Annotated in this window: 13 protein-coding genes; 8 read left to right on the plus strand and 5 right to left on the minus strand. The window is 52.0% G+C overall.

Going from position 1 to position 17,029, the window contains the following annotated elements; genetic code table 11:
• Nucleotides 1-1,005: 1,005 nt before the first annotated feature.
• Together ACJAXR_RS04085 and ACJAXR_RS04090 are read right to left on the minus strand one after the other, a co-directional pair.
• Nucleotides 1,006-1,566 (minus strand): hypothetical protein, encoded by a 561-nt coding sequence (locus tag ACJAXR_RS04085; RefSeq protein ID WP_415056988.1) that lies wholly within the window; start codon nt 1,564-1,566, stop codon nt 1,006-1,008.
• Between the two features lie 16 nt (nt 1,567-1,582).
• A complete protein-coding gene (locus ACJAXR_RS04090; protein WP_415056989.1) occupies nt 1,583-3,766 on the minus strand; it encodes a galactose oxidase-like domain-containing protein in 2,184 nt (727 codons plus the stop codon).
• 322 nt (nt 3,767-4,088) lie between these two features.
• Here ACJAXR_RS04090 and ACJAXR_RS04095 point away from each other — a divergent pair, with 322 nt between their 5' ends.
• The 7 genes from ACJAXR_RS04095 to ACJAXR_RS04125 all read left to right on the plus strand — a co-directional run bounded on the left by ACJAXR_RS04095 (nt 4,089) and on the right by ACJAXR_RS04125 (nt 11,676).
• Nucleotides 4,089-4,607, plus strand: a complete 519-nt coding sequence (locus tag ACJAXR_RS04095; RefSeq protein WP_415056990.1) for a hypothetical protein — start codon at nt 4,089-4,091, stop codon at nt 4,605-4,607.
• A gap of 486 nt (nt 4,608-5,093) precedes the next feature.
• The gene (locus tag ACJAXR_RS04100) at nt 5,094-5,768 is read left to right on the plus strand and encodes a CsgG/HfaB family protein (protein ID WP_415056991.1); all 675 of its coding nucleotides are present in this window, start codon (nt 5,094-5,096) and stop codon (nt 5,766-5,768) included.
• A 19-nt stretch (nt 5,769-5,787) separates the two neighbouring features.
• Nucleotides 5,788-6,150 carry a DUF4810 domain-containing protein gene (locus ACJAXR_RS04105; protein ID WP_415056992.1) on the plus strand — a complete coding sequence of 121 codons (363 nt, stop codon included), beginning with the start codon at nt 5,788-5,790 and terminating at the stop codon, nt 6,148-6,150.
• Nucleotides 6,147-6,803 (plus strand): DUF799 domain-containing protein, encoded by a 657-nt coding sequence (locus ACJAXR_RS04110; protein ID WP_415056993.1) that lies wholly within the window; start codon nt 6,147-6,149, stop codon nt 6,801-6,803. The genes ACJAXR_RS04105 and ACJAXR_RS04110 overlap by 4 nt, the downstream gene beginning before the upstream one ends.
• Nucleotides 6,804-6,863: 60 nt before the next feature.
• Complete coding sequence (locus tag ACJAXR_RS04115; RefSeq protein WP_415056994.1) at nt 6,864-7,355, plus strand: YgjP-like metallopeptidase domain-containing protein; 492 nt, start codon at nt 6,864-6,866, stop codon at nt 7,353-7,355.
• A gap of 88 nt (nt 7,356-7,443) precedes the next feature.
• On the plus strand, nt 7,444-8,073 hold the full coding sequence (locus ACJAXR_RS04120; protein WP_415056995.1) for a glutathione S-transferase family protein: 630 nt from the start codon (nt 7,444-7,446) through the stop codon (nt 8,071-8,073).
• 312 nt (nt 8,074-8,385) lie between these two features.
• Nucleotides 8,386-11,676, plus strand: a complete 3,291-nt coding sequence (locus ACJAXR_RS04125; RefSeq protein WP_415056996.1) for an EAL domain-containing protein — start codon at nt 8,386-8,388, stop codon at nt 11,674-11,676.
• A gap of 58 nt (nt 11,677-11,734) precedes the next feature.
• Here ACJAXR_RS04125 and ACJAXR_RS04130 read toward each other — a convergent pair whose 3' ends face one another.
• Nucleotides 11,735-13,291 (minus strand): BCCT family transporter, encoded by a 1,557-nt coding sequence (locus ACJAXR_RS04130; protein ID WP_415056997.1) that lies wholly within the window; start codon nt 13,289-13,291, stop codon nt 11,735-11,737.
• Between the two features lie 80 nt (nt 13,292-13,371).
• Nucleotides 13,372-13,794 carry a hypothetical protein gene (locus ACJAXR_RS04135; RefSeq protein WP_415056998.1) on the minus strand — a complete coding sequence of 141 codons (423 nt, stop codon included), beginning with the start codon at nt 13,792-13,794 and terminating at the stop codon, nt 13,372-13,374.
• Nucleotides 13,795-14,112: 318 nt separating this feature from the next.
• Here ACJAXR_RS04135 and ACJAXR_RS04140 point away from each other — a divergent pair, with 318 nt between their 5' ends.
• Nucleotides 14,113-16,311, plus strand: a complete 2,199-nt coding sequence (locus ACJAXR_RS04140; RefSeq protein ID WP_415056999.1) for an OsmC domain/YcaO domain-containing protein — start codon at nt 14,113-14,115, stop codon at nt 16,309-16,311.
• On the opposite strand, the gene ACJAXR_RS04145 is transcribed toward ACJAXR_RS04140, so the two are convergent.
• A complete protein-coding gene (locus ACJAXR_RS04145; protein ID WP_415057000.1) occupies nt 16,308-17,006 on the minus strand; it encodes a DUF4197 domain-containing protein in 699 nt (232 codons plus the stop codon). The two genes, ACJAXR_RS04140 and ACJAXR_RS04145, sit on opposite strands and share 4 nt — an antisense overlap.
• Nucleotides 17,007-17,029 lie beyond the last annotated feature (23 nt).

The raw sequence follows: 17,029 nt of genomic DNA on the forward strand, positions 1-17,029 counted from the left end.
ACTCGGCCACGTCAGACGCTAGGCTGGAAGTTCCCGGTCGAGGTGCTTGTGGAATACCTGCAGCTTTCGCAGAGCAATAACCTTCAGACCATCAACTGAGTGTTGCACTTGGACCCTGAGACCGCCCAGTGTTCCAAGTTTGGTCAGCGACTAAAATTCGCCAACCCCGCAGATGACCTTGGCGTTGAGCACGAAAAAATCACTTGTCCCATTGGTGTAAGTAAGGCCCACGCCCGATACCTTCCCGCTCTATTTGATGGAAAATTTCATAACCGCCGGCCTGTGCTTCAGAAACCAAGACTGTGATTGAGAATCCAGCAATATTGAGTGGACCTGAGCGTTCTTCAGGCGGCAAAATCTGGCATAGTTTTCTTATATCAGAAGCTCCTGCCGTAACTAATATTTTACATTCCAGTAGGAAATATAGCTGCGATATCATGGCGCGTCTAATTGGTTGCTTCGCAGCAAGGCCATTACCTAATTGCTACGCTATCAGTTTGGACTTATAACGCCGCTATGAAAGGCGCGCGTTAACGCTTCCAATGGTAGTCGTTTTTGGCTCAGAATAATTTTTGATATCTTTTTAGCTCTCACCCTGCACCTCAACTTCACAACCCTTCTTCTGGAAATCTCTCTGCCTCTCTTAGTAGAGCGAGTACATACTCTCTAAAAAATACCCTCTAGATCCGCTGTCATTCGCCTCACATATCGCGGATGGTCGCGGTCAAGGCGTTACGTCCGTCAAGCTGACTTAAAAAGCCTTGGCGGAACTTCGACGGTGGTGCGAATAAGCGGGTCATGGTCGGCCTATAAATACTGCTCATCGGGGTAATTTGGCCCAGATGAACATTAATTCTTCTGCTCCTTTGCTGGTCGATCTGGTTTCCCTTCTCGGACTGATTGCCCGCTGAGTAGAAATGATTGTCTGGCACCGGCTTTGACCCCTGTTTGCAAAAAAGCCCCTGCAATGCAGGGGCCCAGGAGCAAGTGATACTTGTTTAGCGGTTATTCATAGGCCCCGAACATCAGCACGCCACTAATATGGTCTACTTCGCCGTTGGGTCCGCGCAAAGCAATTGACCATTCTTGCTGGGTATCCGCAGTATGGTGTACATCTGCCATTGTGTTGAGCCTTGGATCCAGCCAACTGAAGTTGCCCGCGTCCGACAGGCTGACCCAGGCCGGTTCTTCACCGGTGTCGCCAGCTGTTGAAGGTTGAGCCACAGGTGTTGAGCTATCGCTTGACGCCTCCCAGCTGGGACTGCGGGTATTTACCGATACGCCATCCTGGCTGAACAATAGAAAGGCTTCCCCTTCCATGCCCAGGACCGTCACGGGTTTCTCGCCGCTGTAGCGAAGCATTATGCCTGGCCTGGGCGCGCTCAGAATCATCGCATTCAGTCCTTGGATATTCGATCGGTCGGTGATGCTGGCCTTGACGAACCCCTCTGGCACATCGTCCAGTTCAAGGGCACCGTGAGCACCTGCCAGCCCGGAGGCTGACAGGCACACTAGGCCGAACAAAACGAGTCCCGAAAAGGCGGTTCTTGTTTGTCCGATGGTCATGTTTATCTCCTTGTGATCACAGAATATCGAGTGTCGACTCGATGACTCCATCAGCGGTGATAACGTCCGTGGATGCCATGACCGGGGCCATGCAAGCCAGGCTGGTATTAACGACCGTAATCGGCGCTGAGACAGACGGTATGCGACCCTCTGGCGTGTTCTTGCTGACAAACAGCATGTACTCACCAGCAGGCACCACGTTGTGGTTGTTCGGCATGGTCAGCGTGAGCTTATTGCCTGGGCCTTTTACGATATTGAGTTCAATGGCGCGCTGATCACCATCAATCAGGTGCGTCATAACCGTGCGTCTGATCAACAGGGCCTTGTCGATCTGGTCAGCCTGATCCACTTTGATTCTGAAGCGGTCACCAACGGTCAGATTGCTCGGCGCACGTTGAATCTGCGGACGGTCATTACTCATTGCGTAGGGAGGCGTATAGATCTCAAAGCTCGGATCACGGCCGTCATACGGTGCAAGACCCAGGCCCTGAAGATCTACAAAGGTCAAATAGGCAGTGTTGATCGGCGAGTGTCCGGCAACCATCACGCGGCCGTCATCCATCAGCACCGCGGTATTGTGATAGGTGCGGGCACGATGACCGGTTGCCATCTCTGTCCAGTTACCAGTTTCTGGATCGAAGCGCTCAGCAGTGCGAATCGGTCCTTCCAGCCCTGGCCCAACAACGCCGTCCCGGTCACCGCCGCTGAATACAGTGACGCTACCGTCAGGCATGAGTACATTGGTGCCGTACCAGCGTGGCTGATTCAGAGGCCCTGTAAGACGAGACTCATAGTCGATCTGATCACCATTGGTGCTTATGCGATCAATGCGGCTCTGAGCGGTAGGCAGGTAGCCGCCCGGGTTGGTCAAGACGCCGTAGCTAGGCACGCCACCAGCGGTCAGTAGCTCAATGTCGGTATACTCGCCTTCGGCATTGGGCTTCAGGGGCAACATGGTGGAGGAGGTTGAACCACGCATTCCGCCAGCAATGGCTATTTGTAGCTCTTCATCAGACACGCCAATGTCCAGCCCGTTTTCTATCAGAGGCTCCGGCGCCGAAACCACATCGCCCAGCAAAGAAGTGGTCTGCGTAAGTGACAGATTGCTTACATTCAGCGTGCTGCCGAGTTGGTCCAGGCCAACTTCGTCGAGCCTAAGGGGAAGGCCGGCATAACCGATATCGGTCCAGCGCTGTGTGGAGGGATTATAGCTGGCAGTGATATTCCACAGGGCCTGGTCATAACCTTGGCCGAATGGATTGAAGGCCTGGCCGCCTGCGTTGTAAAACACGTGACCGTTGGGCAGCAGGTGCATCCTTGGGTACAAGGGAAATGAGCGATCAGCGGTAGTCGGGTTTAGCGTCCAGGTCTGCGTGCAGGGATTGTACGTTTCAGTCTGAACGACGTTGCGCCCGCTATTGATAGGATCTTCCGGGTAAACGGGCTTGATCAGCTTGGTGACACCACTGGCAACAAAAACGTTGCCGTTGCCTAGCGTCACCAAGGATGGATACCAGCGCCCGAAGTGCATATCACCGCTTTGGGTCCAGGTGTTATTTTCAGCATCGAAAATTCGAGAATTCTTTATACCTTCAAGCTCTGCAACGCCAAGAGGTAGGCCATCAATACCGGGTTCTGAGTAGTAGTCGGTACCGCCGACCGCCATGATGTCGCCGTTAGCCAAGCCAATCACGTCAGAGCAGAACAGCGCGCCATCATTTTTGCTGGTGTTGTCAGCCGTATCTATCGAACCGTCAAGTGAGGTGCCGTTCAGCAGGGTTTCGCTGTCGTTGCCATCGGGGTTGGCGCCAGCATCCAGCGGAGCGGGCTTGAGCCAGGCGGGCGCGTCATTATCGTCGAGCGACAATACGCGGGTCTGGTCGTTGACCGATACTTCACCAAATTCGGCCACGATTGAAAACTCGACATTCTCGGTGCCTTCAAGGGCGTTGAGATACAACAGGCGTCCGTCCTTGAGCAGCGCCATCGTGCCAGCAGCGGGTTTGCACTCATCCATGCCATCGGCGCGGGTAATACACTTCTCATCTGTCTCGATGACCTGGCCATCGACAATGATGGTTGGCTCGGCGAAGGGAAGGCTGAAGCTCCCCTGTAGGCTGGCACTGACTGCTGCGGGTAAGGCCGCGAGCACCAGAAATGAACCTGTTGCGGTGATTAACCGTGTAGGTAGACGGGACATTTGCTTCTCCTGATTTTGTTTTTGTTTAATGCTGTCCAAGCTGGAAAAGAATGGGCTTGAGCCCTTCGCAGCTGTATCGGACATTAGCTATTACGGGCTGGATGCGGAAAAAGATGCAGCACGGCAAAAAAAATTGAATTGGCGCTTGGAGCAAACGGGATCAGATGAGTATTTCTATGAGATTACTCCGACGAATGTCGTGGCACCGCCAACGGGCGCACCGACCTTTACGCCAGCCGGGGCACGCTGTTGAGTCACCAGAAAACCACGCTATTTTCGGCGGGCTGGGGTCTTGAGCTGCTGATTAATAGAGCTCTGAACGTTGCTGGCGAATACCGCTGCCGTAGTTATGGTTCTGATGTTGCCGCGGATCCTTTTGATACTGTTGTTGTCTGGAATTCTGGAGCATGCTGTCGCGGTTCCGGACCCAAGTCTCTCGCTCCTGGTTACGCTGCTCCTTGTACCGCTGCTGCTGAGCGCGGTAATCCGGCCGTTGATATTGGTCATTACGCTGGTGATTGGGGCGCTGGTGCTGCGACTTGCGATCGCGGTGCTGGTCGTACTGGTTGTACTGGTCGTGCCGGGGCTGCTGGCTATACCAGGGGTGTTGATATTGCTGCGACAACTGCTGATGGTGCCTCGGCTGCTGATATTGTTGGCCGGGGTAATAGTTGTATTGCTGCACTTGGCCCTGCTGGGTGTAGATGCGCGACGACTGGCCATACGTTTGGCGGTTTGGCTGTGCGACGATCACCCGCGGCTGCGCTTGGTGTACCTGAGCATGCTGCTGATGCATAGAGTCGCGCGGACTAGCATAGGGGTTGTTGGCGCAGGCACTTAATAACAGGGTTGAAATGCCCACAAGGGCGATGCTATGCAGTAATTTCATTTGGCTGTCTCGCTTGGGTCAGACCGCATTCATACCAGCGTCTGATGCATCCTGCAGCGCAGGGATTACTGATGAGACAGCAAAATGAACATAAAGACTGCATTGTAAATGTAACTTTGCATAGATTTACTCTGGCCATGCCGTTGGCTGGTTACATTCTCTGCCCCAGATTTTTGCTCAACGCTGTTGATGGTTAATTTGTTCGGCTGAATCGGCTAATCCCTATTCAGCGGCAGAACAGGACCGTGTCTCACTGGGCGAGTACGGTTCGCTGGACTCGGGTTTTGCGTTCTCGCCGCAGTGGATATGACGGCGATTGATCGACGCTACTGAGTGGGCCAGCTTTGGCGGATTTACCATACGACTTTCCATACCCGCTGCCTTACGCAACTGCTACTATTTGTTTTTATCCCCTAATCACAGAAAGGACTCGTCTAGGTGATCTACAAATCCGCGTTGCCAGTTGCCCTTGCAGCTTTGTTTTTTCTTGGTGGCTGCGCCACTGAATCCTCCCGTACGCTCGAAGTTTCCAAGGTGGCCAGCTATGGCACTGCCTATCAGGGCGAACGTTCGCTGATTGCAGTAGGGCAGTTCGATAATCGATCGAGCTACCAGCGCGGCATTTTCTCTGACGGTGTCGACCGTTTGGGTAACCAGGCGAAGACGACCCTGGTCTCACACTTGCAACAGACCAACCGCTTCAATGTGCTTGAGCGCACCAACATGGCTCAATTGCAGGCAGAGGCGGCCTATAGCGGAGCTGCCCAGCAAATCAAGGGTGCGTCCTTTGTGATCACGGGTGATGTGACCGAGTTCGGTCGCAAGAATGTGGGCGATCAGCAGTTGTTCGGCATTCTGGGCCGTGGCATGGAGCAGGTGGCGTACGCCAAGGTGAGCCTGAACGTGGTTAACGTGGGTACTTCCGAAGTGGTTTATTCCGCCCAGGGTGCGGGCGAGTACAGCCTGTCCAATCGTGAGGTGATCGGCTTTGGTGGTACCTCCGGTTACGATGCGACCCTGAACGGCAAGGTGCTTGATCTGGCCATCCGTGAGGCCGTCAACAATCTGGTGCGGGGTGTAGAGTCGGGCGCCTGGAATCCTTCCAGCAAATAAGCTAACAAAAGGAATTGTTATGAAGTCGATTCTCCTGAAAGGGGCACTCGTCGGGTGCGTCTGTCTGCTGGGCGCCTGCGCACCCGTAAGCCCGCCGCTTTACTACTGGGGCAATTACCAACCAGCCCTCTATCAGCATCATCAAAACGGTGTGACCAACTACGACTCGCAGATCAGTGCGATGGAAGCCATAGTTGCCCGTGCACAGGCACAGGGGCAAAGCGTGCCGCCAGGGCTGCATGCGCATTTGGGTATGCTGTATTTCAATACCGGCCGTGAACCCGAAGCGCGGGAGCAGTTCGCACTGGAAAAACAATTGTTTCCAGAATCGGGTCACTTTGTGGATTACGTGATGAAAGCGCAGCCGGAGACTTCCCTATGAGATTATCAATCAAACTAGGGGGTCTGGTGCTGTTGAGCGCGCTGCTGACGGGTTGCGTAACGACTACGCCCTATGACTATACCGCGTTCCGCGCGAGCAACCCGCGCTCCATTCTGGTGTTGCCGCCGGTCAACCAGACCTTGGATGTATCTGCCAGCTACAGCTTTTTTACCCATGTCAGCATGCCATTGGCTGAGTCAGGCTATTACGTTTTTCCGGTTGCGGTGGTCGAAGAAACCTTTCGAGAGAATGGCATGACCGACCCCAATGACATTCACGCCTTGCCCCTGGAACGCATTAACGAGGTCTTTGGCGCCGATTCGGTGATGTACATCAAGATCACCCAATACGGTACCAGTTACCAACTCCTCGTCAGTGATACCCGTGTCACCGCAGACGCCACATTGGTCGACGGTCGAACCGGTGAACTGTTATGGAAAGGCCAGGCGACTGCCTCCAGCACAGAACAAAGCAATAATAACGGCGGCGGTCTGGTGGGGATGCTGGTAGTCGCACTGGTCGAACAGGTGGTTAACTCCACGACTGACCGCAGTTATCAGATCGCGGGTATGACCAGTGGGCGCCTGTTGTCCTCTGGGGCAGTCAACGGTGTGTTGCCGGGGCCACGGCTGCGCAGCCAGCAGCGGCAGTAAGCCTCAGCGTGTCGAGTCCTGTATCATCAGTCGCTCCAATACTGGCAACGCGGAGCGACTGTGGCCACGCTTAAGTACCTGGGCGGATACAGCCCCAGCCTGCAGCAGCAAATCCAGCAACTGATTGACAGGAGCCAGCTCGGCACCTGGCTTGAAGAGCGCTACCCGCTGCAAGCTCAACATCTGATTCAGACTGACCCCGCCCTGTACGATTACACCCAACGCATCAAACAGCAGTTCATGCGCAGCAGTAATCCGGTCAGCAAAGTGTTCTTTGATACCCGCATGCACGTCATCGATAATGCCTTGGGCCAACATCAGTTCGTCAGCCGCGTGCAGGGCAGCAAGCTCAAGCGCAAAAACGAAATCAAAGTCTCCGCCATCCTCAAAACCTTGCCCGAACCGTTGCTGCGCATGGTCGTGGTACATGAACTGGCGCACCTGCGTGAAAAGGATCACAACAAGGCCTTTTATCAACTGTGCCAGCACATGGAGGCCGACTACCACCAGCTGGAGCTGCACCTACGGTTGTTCTTGACCTTGCGGGGGTAGGGCGTCTGGATAAAACACCTAATTTTGGCATAGGATGAACGCAGAATTATCGCCAATCACCCTAAGCTGTCCTACGGAAGCGTCCAATATGATCAAGCTACACCATCTTAACAAGTCGCGCTCCAAGCGCATTATCTGGATACTGGAAGAGCTCGGTATCGAGTATCAACTGATTCCTTACCAACGCGACAGTGTCACTCGCCTGGCACCCCCCGCACTTAAAGCCATCAACCCCTTGGCCAAGGCGCCAGTGATCGAAGACGGTGATCTTGTGCTGTCCGAATCCGGAGCCATTGTTGACTACCTGGTGAGCCGCTATGGTGCAGACACGCTAGCCCCGCCTATCCAAACACCAGAGCACGCGCACTATATTCAATGGCTGCATTTTGCCGAAGGCACGGCTGCCTATCCGCTGATCACCCGATATCTGTTGGGTGTTGACGACAGTCAGGGCTGTTTTCTGGGTGAATTTGCCCGTAAACAAATGACCCAGGTACTGACGTACGTGAATGACGAGTTGGCCAACAAGGAATATCTGCTCGGCAAACAGTTCACCGGCGCAGACGTGCTTAACTCATTCGTATTTGAAAAGATCAGCGAAAGCCGCGGCCTGAGCGATTACCCCCATATCGAATCCTATTTAAAACGTATTTTGGCGCGCCCTGCAGCACAAAAAGCAGACTTGCTGGAACGGGAGCATGATCAAGAGAAGAGTTAAGAGGGTAGGGCGACTTTACAAAGGAATGGCAAATAATTCAGATCTATTGTGGGAATAAGTCTAGGCAGCCCTATTCGATATTCTTACCTGTGCGTAGTGAGAAAACAGCAGGCCTATAGCTACTAGCGGGTCTCTAGCAATGTGCAAGGTACGATTCGGCTAGTTACACATGAAGTGTTGCTGTGTGTAAGGTTTCCAAAGATTATTGACATGCAAAATATCAAGTTATTTGCGTGATTGCAGTCTGATTCCACGTGAAATTTTAAAATCTGTGATTCATTGTGCAGAGTCAAAAATCCTTCTGGAGCTACGTTGAGCGCACCTGATTATCCTGCCAATGAGGCAGAGCGTTTGTTGGCGCTTTACAATGCTGTGCTTCTTGATACGCTGCCTGAGGAGCGCTTTGACCGTATTACCCGCCTGGCTGCGCATGTTTTTGGGGTTCAGACCTGTTTGGTGTCGCTGATTGACAGTGACCGTTTATGGTTCAAGTCAAGGGTTGGTTTGGACGAGGAGCAGATGGCTCGGGATATTTCTTTTTGCGGTCATGCGATATTGGAGCAGGGTATTTTCACGGTTCCTGATGCGACGCAGGATCCCCGCTTTTCTGATAATCCGTTGGTCACAAGTGCACCGCACATTCGGTTTTACGCTGGTGCACCCGTGCGTGATCGAAGCGGCCAACCAATCGGGACGCTGTGCCTTATTGACCCCGCTCCGCATGTGTTCACCGACGACCAGAAGCGAGTATTGAGAGATTTAGCTGACATGGTTGAGCACGAGGTGGCTCAAATTAATCAGGCCGAGGTTCAGCGCCAATTTACCGCCAACATGATTAGAACGTCTTCCCTTCTAGGCACTATTCCCGACATGGTGTTTGTGATTGATCGTCAGTTATGTTTTTTAGTGTGTAACGAGCATCCTGATCTTTTGCTACCCAGACTCAAAGTTCTGGGGCGAACCATTGAAGAAGTGCTGCCAGGCGAACTGGGTATGCAGTTGACTGCAAATGTTAAAAAGGCCTTCAGCTCTGCGGAGGTAATTCAGCACCATTACACTCTTTCGGACAAAAAAACGTTTGAAGCTCGTTGCCGTAAGATTGACCAGAACGAAGTATTAGTCATTATACGCAATACAACTGAGCAAACCTTGATCAGTGCCGAGGTTGAGCGTCTTTCAGAGGTGGCGAGACAAACAAATAATGGTGTGATTATTACGGATGAAAACGGTTTGGTTGTTTGGACTAATGACGCATTCATCGATATTACTGGCTATAGTCTTGATGATATTGTGGGGACTCGGCCGGGTGATCTCCTGCAAGGTGAAGGTACTGACCCCGCAGCTGTAAAGATCATGAATACTGCCTTGCGCAACCGAGAAAGTTTCAATGTCGATGTGCTCAATTACACTAAACAGCATATACCATACTGGGTCAGAATTTCCTGCAACCCTATGTGGGGCGATAACGGTGAGCTCAAGGGCTATATAGCTATCGAGACAGACGTCACCAAAGAGAAACGCGATTCGGATTTGATACGAAGCAGCGAAAACCTGATCAAGTCAGTCATAGAGGCCAACAATATCGGCACATGGCGGCTCAATATGAAAACGGGTGAATTGATAATCAATGATATGTGGGCAGCCTTGCTTGGCTATAGACTTGATGAATTGATGCCGACAGATCGTAACACCTGGGAGAGCCTGACACATCCCGAAGACCTGATCTACTGTGTTGCTGAGCTTAGCAAGGAAACTGCCGGGCTCAATCCATCGTATGAAGCCAATATTCGCATGAAACACAAGAGCGGCGAATGGGTCTGGATTAATACCCGTGGGCGAGTCGTCTCTCGTGCCGAAGACGGTAGAGCAGAATGGCTGTTAGGCACTCACTTTGATATCAACGCCCGTATGATCGCTGAAAGCACTCTGCAGGAACAGTCAAAACAGATGCGCGCGATTGTTGAGAATATGCTTGATGGTGTTATTACGATCGATGCTAAAGGGATAGTTTGTACCTTCAATCGAGCTGCTGAACAGATTTTTGGTTATACCAGTGACGAGATGATTGGCCGTAACGTAAGTATGTTAGTGAGTGCGGCTGATTGTGAGCATCATGACACCTACCTATCTAATTATTTGGGTGCTGGCTTAGGGGGCGTGAGCGGCAGTAATCACGAGCTGGAAGGGCTACACAAGAATGGACGGGCTTTTCCCATTGATCTCGGTTTGGCGGAGGTGCAGCAGCTCGGGGAGGTAAACTTTATCGGAATCGTTCGGGATATTACCCAGCGGAAAAAAGACGAAGATGAAATAACGCGCTTAGCTTTTTATGATCCCTTAACACTGATGCCTAATCGACGCTTGCTTTTGGATCGACTGCAGCGTGTTATTGCCAATTGTGCTCGAGTGAAGAATTACGCTGCTTTGTTGTTTCTGGATTTGGACAATTTCAAGAATCTGAACGACAGCGGGGGGCACATCAAAGGCGATATACTGTTATGTCAGGTAGCAGAGCGTCTGATTAAATCTGTTCGGCAGGGTGATACCGTTGCGCGTTTGGGAGGTGACGAGTTTGTAGTGGTGCTTGAGGGTCTTAGTACTAATCGACATGAGGCGGCAAATCAGGCTGAAGCCATAGCCGAAATAATTAGCGCTCAGCTGAATCATTGGTTTGATTTGGATGGTCTGGTTTATAACGGATCGGCAAGTATTGGGGTAACGATGTTTGCCGAAAGCCATTCGACCAGCAAGGATCTGCTCAAACAAGCTGATATGGCGATGTATAAAGCTAAGGCGGCGGGGCGGAACAGTGTGCATTTCTTTGACCCGCAAATGCAGGTTGCAGTCAGTCTGCGCGCTACGATGGAACAGGATCTGTACGATGCTATTCGTAATGAGCAATTTCAACTCTATTACCAAAAGCAGGTTGATCAATTTGGTACTTTAATCGGAGTCGAAGTCCTTCTGCGCTGGATCCATCCCATTAAAGGGGTAATTTCTCCCGCGCAATTTATACCGCTGGCGGAAGAAACCGGTCTAATTCTGCCAATCGGTGAATGGGTTTTGCACGAAGCATGCAAAACACTAGCATTGTGGGCATCTGACCCAATAAAGTCGGCGTTGACTATTTCAGTTAATATTAGTGTCGTGCAATTCAGCAAAAAGGATATTGTCAATACAGTGCTTAGCGCACTGAAGGTGACGGGTGCAAGACCTCAGCAGCTCAAGCTCGAAATTACCGAGAGCCTTTTGGCGAACGACGTTGAGGATGTTAAATCCAAGATGTTAAAGCTGCAGCGCTGCGGAGTGACTTTTTCCATTGATGACTTCGGTACGGGCTATTCTTCCCTGCTTTATCTCAAGCAGTTGCCCATCTCCCAGTTGAAAATCGATCAAAGTTTTGTCATGGATATTATTAATAGCCCTAATGATCAAGCCATCGCGCAGGCAGTAATTACATTGGCCTACGCCATGAAACTTGATGCGATAGCCGAAGGTGTTGAAACGGAAGCCCAGCGGGCATTACTTCAGGATATGGGTTGTGGACTCTATCAAGGTTACCTGTTCGGCAAGCCCTGCGCGCTTGAAGACCTGGTTATCTAGATAGCAAAGTGCCGAGCTGGTCTCAGCTCGGCGAATTCAACGCTATCTTAGTGCTAGGTTAAATCAGCCCTTGCTCCCGGGCCATTGCCATCGCAGATTGCGGTCCTGTCCACAGGGATGGGAGGATAATGAGTGAGACTGGTATGGCAGTGATCACAATGAACTGCTGCAGTACACCGATCTGGCCAGCTCCCATATACAGCAAAATGGCTGCCATCAGTGCCATAGCGCCCCCCCAGAATACGCGCATCCATGGATTTGGCTCATCGTGACCGGCGCCAACCATGGCAATGGAATAGCTCATAGAGTCGCCTGTGGTGGCGACAAATATGGTGGTCAGCAGCAAAATGGCTGCTGCCATCCAAGTACCACCGGGTAAAGCTTGAGCGACAGTCAGAGTAGCAATATCAAAACGGAAGTTGTTGAGTGCGTCGGTCAGGTCAAAGGTGCCGGTCAGCTGGTGATAAATGCCGGAACCGCCGAGCAGCGTGAACCAGATGGTTGTCGCAATAGGGGCTAGCACTGCTACCGCGATGATCATTTCCCTGACGGTGCGCCCGCGCGAAATCCGTGCGACGAAGACGGCCATTAGTGGGGTATAGCCAATAAACCAGGCGAAGAAAAATACAGTCCACCATTTCATCCACCAGTCTGGTGCAGTCTCTGCTGTCATAGTGGCCATGGTGAAGAACGAGGTTGCGTACTCGCCCATGGACTGTGTGTATGTGTTAACCAGGAACAGGGTCGGGCCGAAGATAAAAATCACCGCGGCAATCACTAAAGCCAACAGCACGTTAAAGCGGCTGAGTAACTGAATACCCCTATGCAGTCCGGTCATGGCCGATGTCATGTAGACCGCTGCCAGAACGATCAGCACGCTCAGTTGAGTGGCATATCCGTCGGGAGTGCCAAACAACTGATGCAAACCGAAGCTCATCTGGGTGGCTAGAAATCCAATCGGCCCCACTGTTCCTGCTACCACCGCAATCACGCAAAAGGCATCAACTACACCACCGATGCGGCCCTTGAGTACCTTCTCGCCAAACACGGGGTATAGCAATGTTCTCGGCTGCAGGGGTTTGCCTTGATCGTAATGCGCGCGGCTTAATACCAACGCCGTCAAGGATCCGAGCACGGCCCAGGCAAGGAAGCCCCAATGAGTAAATGATTGTGCCATGGCCGGCGCTACCGCAGCAGCGGTTCCGGCTTCAGTGGTAAAGGCAGGCGGTGTCACTACAAAATGATAGACCGGCTCGCCGGCGGCGAAAAAAACACCCCCACCGGCCAGCAAAGTGCACATGATCATCGATAGCCAGCGAAAATGACCTATCTCGGGCCGGTCCAGGCCACCTAGACGGGCAGCCCCGGCGCGGCTCAGTGCGGTGCCGATGGCGATGAAGAAGGTCAGCATGAGCAGTATCTGAAAAAACGATCCGAGATAGGTTGCTGTCCAGGCAAAACCAGTACCTATGAGTTCTGCAACATAGTCGCTGTTCACCATCGAGGCGACCACAAAGAGCACAATAAAGCCGATGGTGAGCACTAATACAACGGGATCGCTGCCAGCCAACGTCTTCGTCTCGGCCTTGTTGGCCGGCTGAGATGCTGTGTCCATAATGTCTGCCTCTAGAAAAAAGCCGTCAATCCTGCATGAAAAAGCGCAATCATGCAAAGGTCTAATTGATATTGCACTCTCTATTTGTCAGGCCAGATTAAGCGCATAAGGGACTGCCGTCGTGGGTCAGGAAAGGTAAGGGTGTTGCCTGCGTTCTTAATTGCCAGGATTTCTTCAAGGGTGTGAAACAGGCTTAGGTGATCATGGATACAGTGGGGGACTCTTTGCTCACGCAGCAGGCCAAGATACGCATCCAGATTATCCCGATCCGTATAGCGATGATCTGCAAATCCATGGTGGTAAATGGCTTTCAAGGCAATAGCCTTCCACTCATCACGGTAGCTCGTTTCCAGCCTTTCGGGGTACAGGTAAAGGTCGATCATCTCTTTTTCGATAGTGACCACGCTGTGTTCTGGAGGAAAGAGAAGCCGCATTGCCAGCAGATCATGGATATCACTCAGGTGCTGCTCTATTGATTGTCTGACCCTTTCAATCCTGTTCATTGCTGTTCACTCGTTGATCTGACGTAAGCCCAAGATGTCGGACTGTCAGTACGCTTTGGTCCAACATGCATGTGTCTCTTGATAACATGCTATAACCCAAAAACCATCAAATCGCCGGGCTGAAATTGATACAAAAATATGCTCGATAGGTAATAAAGAGCCAGGCATCGCTGCAGAGCAAGCCATTCATATTGTATTGGGCCGATGAGTCATTGCCTGGGGTTATTCAGCGTCCGGTGCTTAGAGAGACAAGACTTCTGGCTGAAAAATACCGCACAATAGGGGCCAATTCGTTTCGCTCGTTTTATGGGATCCCGCATGGAAATCAAGGTCAATTTTCTCGACAACCTTCGTCTTGAAGCCAAGTTTGATGACTTCACGGTGGTGGCTGATCAGCCTATCCGCTACAAGGGCGATGGTTCAGCTCCGGGTCCATTCGATTACTTTTTGGCGTCATCGGCTTTGTGTGCGGCTTACTTTGTGAAGCTGTATTGCGATACGCGCAATATTCCCACCGACAACATTCGTTTGTCGCAGAGCAATATCGTAGATCCGGAAAATCGCTACAATCAGATTTTCAAGATTCAGGTCGAGTTGCCTGCGGATATCTCTGCGAAGGATCGCCAGGGTATTTTGCGTTCCATTGATCGTTGCACGGTAAAAAAAGTGGTGCAAGCTGGACCAGAGTTTGTGATAGAGGAAGTGGAAAACCTCGATGCCGATGCTCAGGCATTGCTGATGCCCAGTTCGATGTTGGACGCCAGCACTTATATTGCAGGTAAGGATCTGCCGCTGGAGCAGACTATCGCTAATATGTCAGGCATTTTGGCAGACTTGGGCATGAAGATTGAAATTGCCTCCTGGCGCAATATTGTCCCTAATGTGTGGTCGTTGCATATTCGCGATGCGCATTCGCCGATGTGTTTTACCAATGGCAAGGGCTCGACCAAAGAGGGCGCGTTGGCCTCGGCGTTGGGCGAGTTTATCGAGCGGCTGAATTGCAATTTTTTCTACAACGATCAATTCTGGGGTGAAGATGTTGCCAACGCGGCGTTTGTGCATTATCCAAATGAGCGTTGGTTTAAGCCTGGCCGCAAAGATGCATTGCCGGCTGAGATACTCGATGAGTACTGTCTGCCTATTTACAACCCCGAGGGTGAGCTGCGTGGCTCGCATCTGATCGATACCAACTCTGGCAACTCAGCACGTGGCATTTGTTCGCTGCCGTATGTGCGCCAGTCAGATGGAGAGGTGGTGTATTTTCCGTCCAACCTGATCGAAAATCTTTATCTCAGTAATGGTATGAGTGCTGGTAATACGCTCGCCGAGGCCCAGGTGCAGTGTTTGTCGGAAATCTTCGAGCGCGCAGTAAAACGCGACATTCTGGAAGGGGAGTTATCGCTGCCTGATGTGCCGCAAGCCGTGCTGGCGAAATACCCCGGTATTATGGCGGGTATTCAGGGGCTGGAAGATCAGGGCTTTCCGATACTGGTGAAAGATGCGTCGCTAGGCGGGGAATTCCCTGTGATGTGCGTCACCTTGATGAACCCACGTACCGGTGGTGTGTTTGCCTCGTTCGGCGCGCACCCCAGCTTCGAGGTAGCATTGGAACGCAGCCTGACAGAGTTACTTCAGGGCCGAAGTTTTGAAGGCTTGAACGATCTACCTCAGCCGACCTTTGAAAGTAACGCAGTGACCGAACCGAATAACTTTGTTGAACACTTTATCGATTCCAGCGGTGTAGTGTCGTGGCGTTTTTTCAGTGCCAAAGCGGATTTCGAATTTGTGGAATGGGATTTTTCTGGCGAGGGTGAAAGCTCTAATGCCGATGAAGCTGCGACCTTGTTCGGTATTCTCGAAGAGCTGGGTAAGGAAGTGTATATGGCGGTGTATGAGGACCTGGGCGCCACCGCCTGCCGCATTCTGGTACCGGGTTATTCGGAAATTTATCCGATCGACGACTTGGTCTGGGATAACACTAATAAGGCGCTGTTGTTTCGCGCCGATATCTTGAATCTGCACAGCCTGGACGAAGGCAGTCTGCAAGCACTGGTTGCGCGGCTGGAAGAAAGCGAGCTAGACGATTACACCGACATCACAACCCTTATCGGCATCGAGTTCGACGACAACACCGCTTGGGGTCAGCTAACGATTCTGGAACTGAAGTTGCTGATCTATCTCGCCCTGCAGCAGTTTGATGAGGCAAAGGAGTTGGTGGAAGCGTTTCTGCAGTTCAACGACAACACTGTCGAGCGCGGATTATTTTATCAGGCCTTGAATGTAGTGTTGGAGGTCATGCTGGACGACGAGCTGGAAATTGGCGATTACCAGATTAATTTCCGCCGGCTGTTTGGTAATCAGCGCATGGATGCGGTGCTGGGGTCGGTGGATGGCAGCGTCCGTTTCTTCGATCTAGCGCCTACCAGCATGAAGCTGGAAAGGCTAGAGAGGCATCAGCGGCTGATTGATAGTTATAAAAAATTGCACGCTGCGCGCACCAAGATAGCCGCTTGTTAGCGCACACCTTGCTGCAGGCTACCAAATACCTTTTTCGCTAGGCTGGAAGCTGCGGCGGCCGGATTGCTGCGAATGCCGGCTTCCTGTTCGGCAATCATTGCGAACAGGCCATCGAGGGTGCGCTCCGTGACGTACCCTTCAATGTTTGCAGCCTGGCTGTCGACGACCCCAAAGTTGGCGGCTTGGGAGGCGAAAGTATTGTATTGCTGGGCGAGGCCGACCTGATCAGTAGCCTTTTTGACTACCGGAATGAAAAGCGCACGAATCTGGTCGCGACTCCTGCTCTCTAAATAACGGGTGGCTGAGTCGCTGGGGCCGGTAAGGATGGATTTTGCATCCTGCACGCTCATTTTGCTGATGGCATTGACCAATAGAGCTTGAGCCTGCGGTACAGCAGCTTCGGCAGCCCTGTTCATGCTGTCTTCCAGCTGAGTGATCTGGCCCCCCATGCCCATCATCTTCAAGGTTCGCGAGGCCTGACCCAGTTTGCCGGGCAGCTCAATGCGTAAATCTGGATTATTGCCAAAGCCACCTGGTGCACTCAATTCTTTTACCGCTATGTCAGTGCCCTGAATCAAGGCATCTTTCAGACCAGCTCCGGCATCTCCTTGGCTTAAATCCGAGAGGGATAAAGCGCTTGCAGAGGCGGAAAAGAGGGCGCTGAATAGCGCAGCAACGATCATCAAACGGGACATGGCAGACCTCCGCACTGATTGGC

The organism is Halopseudomonas sp., assembly GCF_047631575.1.
Taxonomy (GTDB): domain Bacteria; phylum Pseudomonadota; class Gammaproteobacteria; order Pseudomonadales; family Pseudomonadaceae; genus Halopseudomonas.

Bases quoted from the DNA above. Each gene is read 5' to 3' on its own strand.
- ACJAXR_RS04085 (WP_415056988.1), bottom strand. From the start codon at position 1,566: ATGACCATCGGACAAACAAGAACCGCCTTTTCGGGACTCGTTTTGTTC.
- ACJAXR_RS04090 (WP_415056989.1), bottom strand. From the start codon at position 3,766: ATGTCCCGTCTACCTACACGGTTAATCACCGCAACAGGTTCATTTCTG.
- ACJAXR_RS04105 (WP_415056992.1), top strand. From the start codon at position 5,788: ATGAAGTCGATTCTCCTGAAAGGGGCACTCGTCGGGTGCGTCTGTCTG.
- ACJAXR_RS04110 (WP_415056993.1), top strand. From the start codon at position 6,147: ATGAGATTATCAATCAAACTAGGGGGTCTGGTGCTGTTGAGCGCGCTG.
- ACJAXR_RS04120 (WP_415056995.1), top strand. From the start codon at position 7,444: ATGATCAAGCTACACCATCTTAACAAGTCGCGCTCCAAGCGCATTATC.
- ACJAXR_RS04130 (WP_415056997.1), bottom strand. From the start codon at position 13,291: ATGGACACAGCATCTCAGCCGGCCAACAAGGCCGAGACGAAGACGTTG.
- ACJAXR_RS04135 (WP_415056998.1), bottom strand. From the start codon at position 13,794: ATGAACAGGATTGAAAGGGTCAGACAATCAATAGAGCAGCACCTGAGT.
- ACJAXR_RS04140 (WP_415056999.1), top strand. From the start codon at position 14,113: ATGGAAATCAAGGTCAATTTTCTCGACAACCTTCGTCTTGAAGCCAAG.
- ACJAXR_RS04145 (WP_415057000.1), bottom strand. From the start codon at position 17,006: ATGTCCCGTTTGATGATCGTTGCTGCGCTATTCAGCGCCCTCTTTTCC.